The organism is Flavobacterium aquidurense, from assembly GCF_002217195.1.
Taxonomy (GTDB): domain Bacteria; phylum Bacteroidota; class Bacteroidia; order Flavobacteriales; family Flavobacteriaceae; genus Flavobacterium; species Flavobacterium frigidimaris.
This window is the reverse complement of the sequence record NZ_MUGR01000005.1, coordinates 99,423-115,535: the sequence shown is the minus strand read 5'-3', so window position 1 is coordinate 115,535 and position 16,113 is coordinate 99,423. Positions and strand designations below refer to the sequence as shown.

At 34.0% G+C, this 16,113-nt stretch carries 13 protein-coding genes; 3 read left to right on the top strand and 10 right to left on the bottom strand.

Annotated features, from left to right (window positions below; translation table 11 throughout):
• Nucleotides 1-15 precede the first annotated feature (15 nt).
• The 10 genes from B0A67_RS04095 to B0A67_RS04050 all read right to left on the bottom strand — a co-directional run bounded on the left by B0A67_RS04095 (nt 16) and on the right by B0A67_RS04050 (nt 12,641).
• A complete protein-coding gene (locus tag B0A67_RS04095) occupies nt 16-2,736 on the bottom strand; it encodes a DNA gyrase/topoisomerase IV subunit A (RefSeq protein WP_072955852.1) in 2,721 nt (906 codons plus the stop codon).
• A gap of 143 nt (nt 2,737-2,879) precedes the next feature.
• Entirely contained in the window at nt 2,880-3,425 is a 546-nt protein-coding gene (locus B0A67_RS04090) for a DUF1016 N-terminal domain-containing protein (protein ID WP_072955857.1), read from the bottom strand.
• Nucleotides 3,426-3,444: 19 nt separating this feature from the next.
• Nucleotides 3,445-5,316, bottom strand: coding sequence for a DNA topoisomerase IV subunit B (locus tag B0A67_RS04085; RefSeq protein WP_072955860.1), 1,872 nt, complete (start codon nt 5,314-5,316; stop codon nt 3,445-3,447).
• A gap of 162 nt (nt 5,317-5,478) precedes the next feature.
• Entirely contained in the window at nt 5,479-6,654 is a 1,176-nt protein-coding gene (gene pncB / locus B0A67_RS04080; protein WP_072956819.1) for a nicotinate phosphoribosyltransferase, read from the bottom strand.
• Between the two features lie 119 nt (nt 6,655-6,773).
• Entirely contained in the window at nt 6,774-7,754 is a 981-nt protein-coding gene (locus B0A67_RS04075) for a transglutaminase domain-containing protein (RefSeq protein WP_072955862.1), read from the bottom strand.
• 4 nt (nt 7,755-7,758) lie between these two features.
• The gene (locus tag B0A67_RS04070) at nt 7,759-8,283 is read right to left on the bottom strand and encodes an NADPH-dependent FMN reductase (protein WP_072955864.1); all 525 of its coding nucleotides are present in this window, start codon (nt 8,281-8,283) and stop codon (nt 7,759-7,761) included.
• A 44-nt stretch (nt 8,284-8,327) separates the two neighbouring features.
• Nucleotides 8,328-9,254 carry a YihY/virulence factor BrkB family protein gene (locus tag B0A67_RS04065; RefSeq protein WP_072955868.1) on the bottom strand — a complete coding sequence of 309 codons (927 nt, stop codon included), beginning with the start codon at nt 9,252-9,254 and terminating at the stop codon, nt 8,328-8,330.
• 290 nt (nt 9,255-9,544) lie between these two features.
• Nucleotides 9,545-10,639 (bottom strand): redox-regulated ATPase YchF, encoded by a 1,095-nt coding sequence (gene ychF / locus B0A67_RS04060; RefSeq protein ID WP_041518049.1) that lies wholly within the window; start codon nt 10,637-10,639, stop codon nt 9,545-9,547.
• Nucleotides 10,640-10,978: 339 nt separating this feature from the next.
• Nucleotides 10,979-12,142, bottom strand: coding sequence for a peptidase associated/transthyretin-like domain-containing protein (locus tag B0A67_RS04055; protein WP_072955871.1), 1,164 nt, complete (start codon nt 12,140-12,142; stop codon nt 10,979-10,981).
• A 145-nt stretch (nt 12,143-12,287) separates the two neighbouring features.
• Nucleotides 12,288-12,641, bottom strand: a complete 354-nt coding sequence (locus B0A67_RS04050) for a 4Fe-4S dicluster domain-containing protein (RefSeq protein ID WP_065447848.1) — start codon at nt 12,639-12,641, stop codon at nt 12,288-12,290.
• A gap of 136 nt (nt 12,642-12,777) precedes the next feature.
• Between B0A67_RS04050 and B0A67_RS04045 the strand changes: the two genes are divergently transcribed.
• The 3 genes from B0A67_RS04045 to B0A67_RS04035 all read left to right on the top strand — a co-directional run bounded on the left by B0A67_RS04045 (nt 12,778) and on the right by B0A67_RS04035 (nt 16,105).
• Nucleotides 12,778-13,851, top strand: coding sequence for an acyl-CoA reductase (locus B0A67_RS04045; RefSeq protein ID WP_072955874.1), 1,074 nt, complete (start codon nt 12,778-12,780; stop codon nt 13,849-13,851).
• A gap of 93 nt (nt 13,852-13,944) precedes the next feature.
• On the top strand, nt 13,945-15,015 hold the full coding sequence (gene serC / locus B0A67_RS04040) for a 3-phosphoserine/phosphohydroxythreonine transaminase (RefSeq protein ID WP_072955877.1): 1,071 nt from the start codon (nt 13,945-13,947) through the stop codon (nt 15,013-15,015).
• 139 nt (nt 15,016-15,154) lie between these two features.
• Nucleotides 15,155-16,105, top strand: a complete 951-nt coding sequence (locus B0A67_RS04035; RefSeq protein ID WP_072955880.1) for a D-2-hydroxyacid dehydrogenase — start codon at nt 15,155-15,157, stop codon at nt 16,103-16,105.
• The last annotated feature ends 8 nt before the right edge of the window (nt 16,106-16,113 follow it).

Sequence of the window (16,113 nt, the reverse complement as noted above, 5' to 3'; positions counted from 1 at the left end):
CGTTTCTGTTTTATATTAGTCTAAAACCAAACCTATCTGGCCGTCATCATCTAATTCTGTTTCAACTGAATCATCATCTGACAGTTCCGGTTTTTCAGGTACCTCTTCTACAGGTTCTTCATAAGGTAACGGATCCAATAAATTAACTTGTTTTAATTTATCCGTTGTCAATTGATTTCCTAGAGCTTTAAAGCCTTTTACAGCAATAAAATCTTCGACATCTATATGTAAATCTTCTTTCTGAACTCCTTTTACTTTAGCAAAGATTAATTGCGCCACCGGACGATAATCTGTTGATACAATTTCTAATTGCGAGTTTGGATGTTCTGTAATAAAACTTTCTTCTTTATCGGTTTCAACCAGAAAACGTTTTAAATAATAACGTTCTTTTTCTCCATCATAATAAATCGCCGAAATTGGTTTTTTAGGATTAAATTTCTCCAGAACAATCATATCTTCCTCAAAATGAGTCGATAATTCCGGAATAATTACTTTCAGTTTACCACTCTGGTTGATGATCAAGATTTTATCACTTGGCTTAAATTCACCCAATAATTCACCTCTTGCATCTACATTTAAACGTTTTACGGTATCATCAAACCAGACTTTTCTTGGCAATAAGGTTGAAATTCCTTTCTCCTTTAATTCAATTTTCTTGATTGGATATTTCGTAACCAAGTTTCCTTTAGAAGCGCGGCCTTTAATCGCTAACTTGGCAAAATCAATATCGAATTTCAATTTCTTGATTGTTCCCACCTGACGTAATAAAATAGTAATTACTTCTGCTTCTCCATTTGGATTGTGCGAAAAATAAACTACCTGCGAACCAGCCGTTTCATTTGTTAAATCGTAAGGTTTATCACGTGTTACACCAGAAACATTGAAACGTTTAATATATGAAGGTCCTGATTTTCCATCACGATACATCATATTATAAATGGTACGTTTATCACTCTTATCAAAAATAGCGATGTGAATGATATCTTTGCCCACAAACGTTTTAGCATCTACTTTTGTTACCAGCATTTTTCCGTCACGTAAAAACACGATTACATCATCGATATCAGAACAATCGGTAACGTATTCATCTTTTTTAAGGCTGGTTCCTACAAAACCTTCTTCGCGGTTTACATATAGTTTTGTATTACGTAAAACTACTTTTGTAGCCTCGACATTATCAAAAACACGAAGCTCTGTCTGACGTTCGCGGCCTTTTCCGTATTTCTCTTTTAATTTAGTAAAATACGCAATTGCAAAATCAGTTAGATTTTCTAAATGATGTTGTACTTCTTTCATTTCGTCTTCTAACTTAGCGATGAAATCATCGGCTTTATCAGAGTCAAAACGAGTAATACGAATCATCGGAATCTGAGTCAATCGTTGCAAATCATCATCGGTAATTTCTCTGACGAATGATTTTTTGAAAGGCTCAAAACGATCGTATAAATATTTATAAAGCGATTCTCTATCAGAATACAATTTGAAATCAATGTACATTTCTTCACGAATGAAGATTTTCTCTAAAGTAGAGAAATGCCACTTATTTTTTAATTCCTCTAATTGAATTTCTAATTCCTGACGAAGTAAATCTTGTGTTCTGTGTGTCGAAATCTTCAACATTTCAGAAACTCCGATAAACAACGGCTTATTATCCTCAATCACACAACCTAAAGGCGCTACAGAAGTTTCGCAAGCCGTAAAAGCAAACAAAGCATCAATTGTCTTGTCCGGAGAAACGCCCGGGAAAAGATGAATTAAAATCTCAACATCGGCAGCTGTATTGTCTTCGATTTTCTTGATTTTGATTTTACCTTTATCATTGGCTTTCAAAATACTGTCAATCAAAGTTGTGGTATTGGTCGAAAACGGAATTTGCGTAATCACTAAGGTATTCTTATCTAATTGCGCAATTTTTGCACGTACACGTACACGTCCGCCACGAAGTCCGTCATGATAATTAGACACATCGGCAATACCTTGTGTCATAAAATCAGGATATAGTGTAAATGCTTTTCCTTTTAGAATCTTGATCGAAGCATCAATTAACTCATTGAAGTTATGAGGCAGAACTTTAGTCGAAAGACCAACTGCGATTCCCTCTGCTCCTTGTGCCAAAAGCAACGGAAACTTTACCGGAAGATTATTTGGTTCTGCACGACGGCCATCATATGAAACACCCCAATCGGTAATTTTTGGAGAATACAAAACCTCCAAAGCAAATTTAGATAAACGCGCCTCAATATAACGAGAAGCCGCAGCTCCGTCGCCCGTTAAGATATTTCCCCAGTTTCCCTGACAGTCAATTAATAAATCTTTCTGACCAATTTGTACCATCGCATCTCCAATACTCGCATCTCCGTGTGGGTGATATTGCATGGTGTGACCTACAACATTGGCAACTTTATTATAACGACCATCATCCAACTCTTTAAGCGAGTGCATAATACGACGCTGAACCGGTTTAAAACCATCTTCAATTGCCGGAACTGCACGTTCAAGAATTACATAAGAAGCGTAATCCAAAAACCAGTCTTTGTACATTCCGGTTACTTTGGTAATAACGTCTTCTCCTTCTTCTTCCTGATTTTCGTAAAAATGCTGTCCTTCAAAATTCTTAGCATTTACACTGATAATTTCTTCAGAATCATCTGCGTCCTGATTCTCATCAAGCTGGTTTTCCTCAGAATTATTCTCGTCGTCGTTTGGAATTATGTTATCGTCTTCTTCGTCTTTCATTTATTTATATTCGAAATTATAAATTTTGATATTATTTATTCTCCAAAAGTCGTTTTAAATCTGACTCACTTGGTAAAACGGTTTTATATTTACTTGCAAAAATTTGCTCGTTGTTTTCTGGTAAAGTATATCTTACTACTGCTTCACTCTTTATCCCGGCTTAAAGCTAATCTTGTATAAAGTGCCGAATCATATTGACGTTTTAATTCACGAACGCTCCAATTGTGCTTTTCAGATTCTATTTCGTAAAAACGTCGTTCTCTTTCATCATCAATTCGTATCAGGAAAATGTAATGAGTCCAAGTTAATTTGAAAAACGAAATCAGTGATTGCGTTTTCTGATATTTGAATTCCTCAGTCAGTGACTGTTTTTTTTGAATTTCTAAAATCCGAGTCAAAGCCTCTGAATTTGAATACGTTAAATAAAATTTTCTTATAAATTCCAAATTTCGAATCGAAAATCCTTTTCCAAATTCCTTTGTCAATTGTTGCGAAAGACTTTTTAAAAGTTTTTTACCATACTCAGCTCTATCTTTTCCATTTTGTTCTTCTTCAACAATGATTCTTCCAATTTCAAAATATGTAATTGTCATAGTTGAATTTACGGTACGTAAAACCTGTTGTCGGGCATTTTGCAATAACTCGGCAACTTGCTGAAAAATGATTTTATTTTGAAGACCGTCTGACAATACTTTATTATTTTAATTTCTAAACCTCAGCTTCAACCGCATCCAACTCCACTTTCAAATTCTTGATAATAAACTCTTGTCTGTCCGGAGTATTTTTTCCCATGTAGAAAGATAATAATTGCTCAATTGAAGTATTTTTATCCATCATAATTGGGTCAAGACGAATGGTTTCTCCAATGAAATTCTTGAACTCATCCGGAGAAATCTCTCCCAAACCTTTAAATCGGGTGATTTCCGGTTTTGGTTTTAATTTTTCGATCGCATCTTTTCTTTCTTCGTCTGAATAGCAATAGATGGTTTCTTTTTTATTTCGAACCCTGAAAAGTGGTGTTTGCAAGATATATAAATGTCCTTCTTTGATTAATTCAGGAAAGAATTGTAAAAAGAAAGTAATCAACAGCAAACGAATGTGCATTCCGTCGACATCGGCATCAGTTGCAATTACAATGTTGTTGTAACGTAGTTTTTCCAATCCGTCTTCGATATCCAACGCAGCTTGCAATAAGTTGAATTCCTCATTCTCATATACAATCTTTTTAGTCATTCCGTACGAATTCAAAGGCTTACCACGTAAACTGAAAACTGCCTGAGTATTCACGTCACGTGACTTTGTGATCGATCCGGAAGCCGAATCTCCCTCGGTAATAAAAAGTGTGCTTTCTAAGTTTCTAGGGTTTTTAGTATCCGGAAGATGCGCTCGGCAATCTCTTAATTTTTTATTATGAAGATTGGCTTTTTTTGCACGATCTGTCGCCAATTTTCTAATTCCTGATAATTCTTTACGCTCTCTTTCGGCTTGCAAAATTTTACGCAATAATGCTTCGGCTGTCGGAGGATTTTTATGTAAATAATTATCTAATTTGTTCTTCACAAAATCATTTACAAACGTACGAACGGATACTGCAGGTGTTCCGTCATCAGAACCCATATCTGTAGAACCTAATTTTGTTTTGGTCTGAGACTCAAAAACAGGTTCCATTACCTTGATACTGATCGCACTTACAATCGATTTACGAACATCAGATGCTTCGAAGTTTTTATTGTAAAATTCACGAATGGTTTTTACAATTGCTTCTCTGTAAGCTGCCAAGTGCGTCCCTCCTTGTGTGGTGTTTTGCCCGTTGACAAAAGAGTGATACTCTTCGCTATATTGTGTTTTACTATGTGTTAACGCAATCTCGATATCATGATCTTTCAGGTGAATAATTGGATATTCAAGATCTTCTGCACTGATCGTTTCTTCTAATAAGTCTCTAAGACCATTTTCAGAAATATATTTCTCGCCATTAAAAATAATCGTTAAACCATTGTTTAGGTAACAATAGTTTTTGACCATTTTAATGACATATTCCATACGGAATTTGTAATTTTTAAAGATCGTTTCGTCTGGCGTAAAGGTCACTTTTGTCCCTTTTCGCTTTGTTGTATCAATTATATCTTCTTCTAAAACTAAATTTCCGGCAGAAAATTCAGCTCCTTTTTGTTTATCATCACGAACTGATTCTACGCGAAAATAATTCGAAAGTGCATTTACTGCTTTTGTTCCGACACCATTTAAACCTACTGATTTCTGGAAAGCTTTAGAATCATACTTTCCTCCGGTATTCATTTTCGAAACTACATCAACTACTTTTCCTAACGGAATTCCACGTCCGTAATCACGAACCGAAACCGTTTTATCCTTGATCGTCACCTCAATAGTTTTTCCTGAGCCCATCACGAACTCATCGATACAGTTGTCTAAAACCTCTTTTAGAAGAATATAAATACCATCATCCGGTGAAGAACCATCTCCTAATTTCCCGATATACATTCCGGGACGCATACGAATATGTTCTTTCCAATCGAGTGATCGAATATTATCTTCGGTATATTGATTTTGCTCTAGCATAAAGTGAATTGGATTTTTGGCTAATGTACCATTTATAGTCAAAAAATGAAAGCCTATTTTCTTTTTGTTACGATTAATAACAGCTTTAAATCCTATTTAAATTGATTTTAAAATAATACGGCCGATAAAAATATAAAAAATCAGGTTTTAAACAAAAAAATACTATTTGATTCCTAAAACCTGCTTCGCCAAAGCAATCATCTCGGGCGTTCCCGTATTTTTATTTTTTTCGTCAGAAAGTTTTACGACACCTTGCCAATGCGTGTTATCGAGTTTAACTTCGGTAAGTTTTATGACCATATTCATAGGCGGCAAACCTACATCATTACTAAAATTGGTTCCTATACCAAATGACATTTTGATTTTATCTTTACAGAATTCCGTGATACTTTTTACTTTATCATAATTTAATGAATCTGAAAAAACAATCACTTTCGATCTTGGATCAATTCCCATTTTCGTATAATGCGAAATTACCTTCTGTGCAAATTCAATCGGATCTCCACTGTCATGTCGTACTCCATCAAAAAGCTTGGAATATTTTTTATCAAATTGTTCGAAAAAAACATCTGTTGTATAGGTATCCGTTAGGGCAATTCCGAGATCGCCTCCGTATACTTGTGTCCAATGTTCTAAACTAATTAAATTGGCCATTTTAAAACCATATTGAGCGGCATGAAACATAAACCATTCGTGTGCATGCGTCCCTAAAGGTCTTTTATTATTAACCATTGCAAAGTGCACATTACTTGTCCCGATAAAACTTTCAGAACCAAAAGTCTGTAATGTTTCGTTTATCAAAACATGCACATCGTAAGAATGGCGGCGTCTTGTACCAAATTCTAAAATTGAAACACCTAACGTATTATAATTATCAATTTTATCTTTTGTCAAAATTTTTATCGCATCATCATTTAAGCGAATAAGATGATTTGATTTATAGAAAAGCTCCGAAATTAAAGCCATCAAAGGCACTTCCCACAAAATTGTACGATACCAAAATCCTTCGATTGTGACTTTTATTTCTGATCCTTCCTGACTAATCTGAACTTCTGACGGATCATAAGTGTATCCCTGTAAAAAATCTAAATAAGTCGGATCCAGATAAGGGCAAAAGTGTGCCAGATAATTCTTTTCCTCTTTAGTCAAACGTAAATCTGACATAGCATCAACAGATCGTCGAAGTAAATCACCAAAACCGGGAGGGAAAATATGTTTTCCTCTATTAATAAAACCGTAACGCACTTTTGCCTTGGGAAAAAGTTTTATTACGGCGTGCTGCATCGTAAATTTATAGAAATCATTGTCTAAAATAGATTTCAGGAAAGTTGTTTCCATAGCCATTATTGCATTTCAACAGTTCAACAGACTGCTATCATTAAATTCATCTCTTTATCGCTAAGGTACGGCAATTCTGTAAAAGAAGAAAAATCTTTAAGCAAACATCTCTGATAGGTCTATTTTCGAATTATTTTAAAAGAAACAATACTAAACGTATCCAGATAAATAGTAATATAATCACCTATATTTTTATCATAGACAATTTGAAATTCCAAACTGCCGCGTTTCTCTTTAGAATTCTGAATTTTAACTGCCTGATTCTTTTTATTTAAATAGAAAAGCAAATTGGACTTGGAGACATTTTTAATTTCAAACGTCATTTTATCCCCTTGTTTAGCTTCAATTATTCCAGAGTCGGGTGATTTTATTTTATAGTCACCCTGAATTGTTTTATTATAAATCAAAGGTCCGTTCAGAAATTTTTCTTTATTTAATTTGTTCCCCAGATAAGAACCAGAATCCGGAAAATGTTTGGCAAAAAAATAATCGGGATCTGTATCAAAATAAATGGGATCAAAATCATTTACCATTCTTCCTTTGCTGCTGTCATAATATCCCTGACCCCAGGTAACATCTATCAATCTCCATTTTTTATCAATCAAAACTATATTCCAGGCATGATTTGACGAAGTATTTTTTCGGCCGATATCTGCCAGTCTTGTTTTAGAATCTCCACGAATTATTTCTGATTTTAATCCAACCAATCCTGCCAAATGCTGGTATAAAGCTGTAAAACCTTCACAAACTGCTTTCTGGGAAGTAAATGTTTTCTGAATTAGTTTATCATTAATCTGCTGAATCTTTCTTTGTTTTTCAGCTTCGGTCGAATAACTAAAACCTTGTGTTCTGGGTGGGTTTAAAAAAACTTTGTAATCGTATTTTATATTTAAGGCAATCCAACTGTAAATAGCCCGGGCTTTATCCTGATCTGAAGAGAAATCGTCCTGAATTCTCTCAGCCAAATTATTTGCAGAACTAAAATTTTTAGGATATTTGGCTACTATTTTATCAACATCACTATACTTTTGGGAGTAAGAGGAATGCAAAAAAAGTATATTAAGAAAAAGAATTATAAAGGCAATCTTTTTTATTTTCATAGATTTAAAAACATTCTTTTATAAGATTTTTTAATTCTTTGTCTAATTCTGCATTAGAGATTTTATTTTCTTCTAAATCAAAATTAGCATTAAAAGCCGGTAATGAAAATGTAGCTTTAATTTCGGCTCCATATCTTGGTAAAGCATTACGTCCTATTTCTAAAACCGAAGCACCACCTCTTGTTCCAGGTGAAGTTGCCATTAGTAACATTGGCTTTTTCTGAAAAACTTCTTTGTCAATTCGGGATGACCAATCGAATACGTTTTTAAATGCTGTAGAATAATTGTTGTTATTTTCTGCCAGGGAAACTACTAAAATATCTGCGCTTGCCAGTTTAGCCAAAAATGCTTTTGCAATTTCGTGCTGTCCCACTTCTTTTTCGAGATCAACGCTAAATAATGGCATAGCAAAATCATTCAAATCCAAAACTTCAACTTCAGCATTTTCAAATAAACCTGCTGCGTAAGTAGCTAAGTGTTTGTTGATAGAATGTTGACTGTTACTTCCTCCAAAGGCTATAATTTTCATAAGTGTGTTTTTTATTAATTAAACCATATAAGTCAATTGTTTAACTATATTTTATTTGGTTTCTCGATTTCGTAAATTTCTTTTTGAATTTCTACGGAGTATTCATTCGGGTAAATTTTTCCTCCGTACGATTTTGCATATACTTTGGTAAATTCAGCTCCAAAATACAGAATAATTGCCGAATAATAGACCCAAACCAAAATAATTATCACAGAACCTGCTGCGCCATAGACTGAGGCAACTGTTGAACTGCCTAAATAAAAACCTATTGCAAATTTACCAATCATAAAAAGTATGGCCGTAACTCCTGATCCGATAAATGCATCTTTCCATCTTATTTTTCCGTCGGGCAATGTTCTGAAAATAATGGCAAAAAGAAGCGTTATACTTGCCAGTACAATCACGGTATTAACGACATAGAATAAATAAACTGTACTTTCCGGAAAATATACTTTTAACCGTGCACTCATTAAATCTAATGTGGTACTCACAAAAAGACTCACCAGCATTAGAAAACCAACTGAAGCAATCATCGAAAATGACATCAGGCGATTTTGAATGAATTTCTTAATTCCCTTATCCGGTTTTGCGCGTAAACCCCATATAAAATTAATAGAACTTTGTATTTCCGCAAAAACTCCCGATGCCCCAATCAGCAGCATCACGACTCCAAATATCGTCGCGAAAAAATTGTCACCTGATAACTGTACATTTTTTATCGCTTCCTGAATCTGACTTGCTGCTCCGTTTCCTACCAAACCATTTATTTGCCCATAAAGCTGACCTGTTACAGCTTCTTCTCCAAAGAAAAAACCACATACAGTGATAATAATAATCAATAAAGGCGGTAATGCAAATATGGTGTAATAAGATAACGCAGCACTAAGCTTAATAGCGTTGTCGTCATTAAATTCTAAAAAGGTATTCTTGAGCAGAAACCATGACTTGGAGAATATATTTTTTACTTTCACGATACTTCCGGTTTTAGATAATTACTCAAATTTAAGAAATAATTAAAAAAACCGAATTCTTGCTTTTAAGGGAAATTTTACATTTTTACCATGTTAAAATTTGTAAACAGATTCACTAATATGAAAGCGTTATTTTTTTACTTTGTCTTTTATTTTTCTCGAAGATTATGCAGACAAAGCAGATTTGGCGGGCTTCGTCTTCGCTGAACCTGGCAGCCGTTAATTTTAAGCATAAAAAAACTGCTGAATTTCTTCAGCAGTTTAATCTATTCTCTTTATTCTTTATTAAATTACACGTTGAAACGGAAATGCATTACATCACCATCTTTTACGATATATTCTTTTCCTTCAACTTTGAATTTTCCTGCTTCTTTTGCTTTTGCTTCTGATCCGTATTGAACGTAATCTTCGTATGAAATAACTTCTGCACGAATAAATCCTTTTTCGAAATCTGTATGGATAACTCCGGCTGCTTGTGGCGCTGTTGAACCAATGTTGATGGTCCAGGCGCGAACTTCTTTTACACCTGCTGTAAAATAAGTTTGTTGTTTTAATAATTTATAAGCGGCACGGATTAAAACTGATGCTCCCGGCTCTGTTAATCCCATATCTTCAAGGAAAACCTGACGCTCTTCGTAGCTTTCCAGTTCTGTAATATCTGCCTCTGCTCCTACTGAAAGGATGATTACTTCAGCATCTTCGTCTTTTACTAATTCACGAACCTGATCTACATATTTGTTTCCGTTTACGGCTGAATTTTCATCAACATTACAAACATATAATACTGGTTTTGCGGTAATCAACTGAAAAGATTCCATCAGAACTTCTTCGTCATTTCCTTGAGGTACAATAGTACGCGCTGATTTAGCCTGCAATAATGCCTCTCTGATTCGGTCTAAAAGTGCTTTTTCAGTTTGCGCTTCTTTGTTACCTGTTTTAGCGGCACGATTTACTTTTTCTAAACGTTTTTCAACCGTTTCCAAGTCTTTTAGCTGTAGCTCAATATCAATGGTTTCTTTGTCACGAATTGGATTTACATTTCCGTCTACGTGTACAATATTATCATTATCAAAACAACGCAATACGTGAATAATAGCATTACACTCTCTAATGTTTCCTAAAAATTGGTTTCCAAGACCTTCCCCTTTACTTGCTCCTTTTACCAAACCTGCGATATCAACAATATCAACTGTTGCCATTTGTACGCGCTCTGGTTTCACCAACTCTTCTAATTTGTTGATTCTTGGATCCGGAACGTTTACAACACCAATATTAGGTTCGATTGTACAAAACGGAAAGTTGGCACTTTGCGCTTTTGCATTAGATAAACAATTAAATAATGTTGATTTTCCAACATTTGGTAATCCTACAATTCCTGCTTTCATCTGTTGTTTCTATTTATTTTTTATTAGATCCTGATTCTCTCAGGTCTTATCACTATTACTTCTACCTTAATGTATAGGTCGTTACTTTAATGATTATAATTTATGTATCGATTTTTCGTTTCTGCCAAAATGATATTTTTTGGCTTTAAAATTTTGCAAATATAAGATTTAATAGCTGGTAAGTGAAGTAAAAATGATGATTAATCTATTTTAAAATATCTCCTTTCAAATACATCAAATATTTTAAAGAAAAAGAAGCTTTTAACAAACCAATTAAAACGGAAAAAATCCTTATTGCTGCAATTAGGATCTTTTTCATTTGTATCTGAGTTCTGAAAGTTACATCTTAAAATCTAACGCTTTTATAATGGCTTTTTCCTGATCTGTAGCTGTAAATCCTGAAATATCCCAGTAATTGGTTAGAATTTTATTCTGTTTATTAAAAAGTGTTTTCTCCTTAAAAACATCACTTTCACGATAGGTGAAATTTTGTTTATTAAAATTGGTCGTGATAAAACTATTGCGAACCTGAATATTTTTGACTTTATCTTTTAAAATAAGATTATAAGCAATTTCTTCATTCGAATTTAACAGATAATAATCTTCGCCATCTAGTCTATAATCTACTTTTATAAATGATCTTGTAATATTTTTAGAACCAATTGCCGTTTTATCTGCTATTTTATCAAGGTTTTGCTGCGTCGTAGTAATAGTAAACTCTATAATTACTTTCTTTTCCGGATCGTAGATGATTTCAAAATCCTCCAATTCTTTTTTAGAAGTGTTTAATGGAGTAACTTTCATTATATAATAATTCTTATTATTAGGATGTCCACTTATTATATAGTCATATTCTTTTTTCTTTTTCGAATCTAAAACAGGGTCAAAATAAGTGAGGTTCGAATAATTTTCCATGATATTATTCAAATTATATCCTCTTAGATCCGTACTGACATCTGCCTCTAACAAACCATAAGATCGATTTTGCTCTACCAACAATGTTGTTGTATTTTTTTTCTCATGACCTGAAAACTGAAAATTCACAAGTCCGTCATTATAATAAGAGTATTGATTGTCTAACATAAAAAATTCTCTTACATAGACTTTCAAACGATAGGGAGACGAAAGTTTTTTTATCGAATGAGAAACAATTTTTTGTAATATTTTCTGCGGATTTTCCCTAGAGACAACAATTTCATCTAATTTATTGTTCTTATCCTTTAGATAAACCACAAAGTCATTGTCTTTTAATGTTGTCCAGCGAAGCGTAATATGATCATAATCCATATCAGAAACCTGAACATTTGATGCGCCACTTAACACAAAACTTACTTTACCCTCCTCATTAGTCAACAAAACTTGTTTTGTTTTCATAATAAGTACTGTTGCATTTTCGATGGGCAATTGGGTTTCTATATCTTTAACAATGATAGAATATTCTGTATTTTGTGCCAAAATCCCAACGCTAAAAAACACAATAGGTAAAAGTAGTAATCTCTTCATAGACAGTTATTAAATAAAAATTAATCACTATAAAACTACAAATAAAACATTAAAAACCAATACAATACAAAAAAAAGTCAACGGCATAAAAAAAATCCTGAGCGTTGACTCAGGATTTTTTTCTATTTAAAACTTAAATAATATATTATTCATCACCGTGCAAAAACGCCTGTCTGTTCAACAAGGTTTCTTCATCTTCTACGTGGTTATCATCTGGTACACAACAATCAACAGGACATACTGCAGCACATTGAGGTTCATCGTGAAAACCTTTACATTCAGTACATTTTCCAGGAACAATATAATATACTTCGTCAGAAATTGGTGTTTGTGCATCATCAGCATCAACCTCAGTTCCGTCAGGTAAAATTATTTTTCCAGAAAGTCTTGTTCCGTCTTTATATCTCCAATCGTCAGCTCCTTCATAAATTGCTGTGTTTGGGCACTCTGGTTCACAAGCCCCACAGTTTATGCATTCGTCAGTTATAATTATTGCCATCTTGTTCTTGGTTACATGTTAAAAGTTAAAGGCTTTGAGTTTAAAATGCCAAAGATTTCATTCTACTTTGCCTTATAACGTAATATAGCTTATTTTTGTGCAAAATTACAATCAAAACAATTCATAAACAAACATTATGACATTAGAAACAAAAAAAAGTCTTTTTGTTGAATTAGGAAAATTTTTAAGTCAGTTTTCCGAAGGCAAATCCGTAAAGAAAACGGGCGTTTTACACAATGAAGCCTTTTTTGATGATTTTGAAAAACTAATACATTTATCTCAATCACACAACGGGTGGTATACACCTGAACAAGTGTACTTTGCAATACAATCATGGGCAGAAGCACTAACCGAAGAAAACATTGACAAATGGATTTCTAAATATTCATTTGATGCTGCCGGAGAAGAAAAAAATCAAAAAAATGTAGCGCTAATCCTAGCCGGAAACATTCCTTTGGTTGGTTTTCACGATTTTTTATCGGTTTTAATTACAGGAAATAAAGCGTTAATAAAAACGTCATCCAACGATCAGCATTTATTACCTTTTTTAGCCAAATATTTAATTTTCGCTGATGAAAGTTTAGAAAACGAGATCACTTTCGTAGAGGGTAAACTGGAAAATTTTGACACCGTAATTGCCACCGGAAGCAACAATACAGCCCGTTATTTTGAATACTACTTCAAAGACAAACCTTCGATTATCAGAAAAAACAGGAACTCAGTTGCCGTTTTAAACGGAAAAGAGTCCAAAGAAGATCTGGAAGCTTTAGGCGAGGATATCTTCAGGTATTTTGGTTTGGGATGCCGCAATGTTTCTAAACTTTTTGTTCCCAAAGACTATTCGTTTGTCGCTTTCTTTGAGGCTATTTTCAAATATCAGGACGTGATTCATTACGAGAAATACGCTAACAATTATGATTATAATAAAGCTGTTTTTTTAATGAGTAATTTCAAATTACTGGATAACGGTTTTTTAACTCTAAAAGAAGATTCAAGTTACGCCTCTCCTATTTCGAGTGTATTTTATGAATTCTACGAAAACATCGAAGATTTACAGACCCGCCTTGAAACTGATGCAGAACAAATTCAGTGTATAGTGAGCAACGATTTAATCACAAACAGCATTGCATTTGGCCAAACTCAAAATCCTCAATTGTGGGATTATGCAGATAACGTAGATACTATAACGTTTTTGTTAACAACAAAGTAAAAAAATGTTTAATTATTTCGAATTATTTATCGCTTTTTCAGCTCCTATTGCCGAAATTTGCGTCTTTAAATTTTTGGACTATTAACAACAACCATGAAAAAACACAACTACAGCGCAGGACCAAGTATCTTACCTCAAGAAGTTTTTGAAAAAGCATCAAAAGCTATATTAAATTTTAATGATTCAGGACTTTCTATTCTTGAAATCTCGCACCGAAGCAAAGATTTCGTTGCAGTTATGGATGAAGCTCGCTCCCTTGCTTTAGAGTTATTAGGACTTCAGGGAAAAGGATACCAAGCCTTATTTTTACAAGGTGGTGCCAGTACAGCATTCTTAATGGCTCCGTACAACTTGATGAAAGAAAACGGAAAAGCAGCTTATTTAGATTCAGGAACCTGGGCTACTGCAGCTATTAAAGAAGCAAAATATTTTGGAGAAACTGTTGTTGTAGCTTCTTCAAAAGAAGAAAATTACAACCATATTCCAAAAGGATACGAAATACCAAGTGATGCTGATTATTTTCACTGTACAAGTAACAATACCATTTTTGGTACTCAAATGAAAGAATTCCCTGCAACTAACATTCCTGTTGTTTGCGATATGAGTTCTGATATTTTTTCACGCAATTTAGATTTCTCTAAATTTGACTTAATCTACGCCGGAGCTCAAAAAAATATGGGCCCTGCAGGAACTACTCTGGTAGTTGTTAAAGAAGATATCTTAGAAAAAAGTGGAAGAACAATCCCAAGTATGTTAGACTATGCAAAACATATCAAAGCAGAAAGTATGTACAATACTCCACCTGTTTTTGCAGTGTATGTTTCATTATTGACTTTACAATGGATCAAAGAAAAAGGCGGAATCGCTGCTGTTGAAAAATTAAACGACGCAAAAGCGGATTTACTTTATTCTGAAATCGACAGAAACCCATTATTCAAAGGTGCTGCAGCAGTTGAAGATCGTTCTAAAATGAATGTTACTTTCTTACTGAACAATGCTGATCATACAGCTGCGTTTGATGCTTTATGGAAAGAAGCAGGAATTTCAGGATTGCCGGGACACCGTTCTGTTGGTGGTTACAGAGCCTCTATTTACAACGCTATGCCTATCGAAAGTGTTCAGGTTTTAGTTGATGTAATGAAAGCTTTGGAAGCTAAAGTTTAGTTTTTTTCGGTTAATCGTTAATTTGTTTAACTGTTTAATCGTCAAAAAATGTTTCCTTTAAAATATCAAAAAAGAAAAATCAAATAGCTGGTTTATCGATTAAACAATTAAACGATTAACCAAATAAACAATAAATACAATGAAAGTATTAGCAAATGACGGAATTTCTAAAAGTGGAATTCTTGCCTTGGAAAAAGGTGGATTTGAAGTTATAACTACAAAAGTAGCTCAGGAACAAGTAGCTAATTTTGTAAACGAAAATAATGTAGATGTAGTTTTAGTGCGTAGTGCAACTAAAGTTCGTAAAGATATTATTGATGCTTGCCCGGGACTTAAAATTATTGGCCGTGGTGGTGTTGGTATGGATAATATCGATGTTGATTATGCAAAAAGCAAAGGTATTCACGTAATTAATACACCTGCTTCATCATCAGAATCTGTTGCTGAATTGGTATTTGGACACTTATTTTCTGGTGTTCGTTTTTTACATGATTCTAACAGAAACATGCCTCTTGAAGGGGATTCAAACTTTGACGGTTTGAAAAAAGCATACGCAAATGGAGTTGAATTAAGAGGTAAAACTCTTGGTATTGTTGGTATTGGCCGTATTGGTCAAGCTACTGCAAAAATGGCTCTTGGTTTAGGTATGAAAGTAATTGCTGCAGATAGTTTTATTCCGTCTGTAGATATTAAAGTGGAGTTTTTTGACGGTCAGTCAATCACAACTACAATCGTTTCTCAGTCATTAGAATCTTTATTCAAAGAAGCTGATTTCATCACATTACACGTTCCTGCTCAGGATGGTTACATCGTTGGTGAGAAAGAATTTGCAATCATGAAAGACGGTGTTGGAATCGTAAACTGTGCACGTGGTGGGGTTATTGACGAAGTAGCACTGGTAAAAGCTTTAGATTCCGGAAAAGTTGCTTTTGCAGGTTTAGATGTTTTTGAAAGCGAACCAAAACCGGAAATGGCCATCTTAATGCACACTAAAATCTCTTTGACTCCGCACATTGGAGCTGCAACGGGAGAAGCACAAGACAGAATTGGTACTGAATTAGCATCACAAATTATTACTTTGTTGAGCTAAGTAAAAAT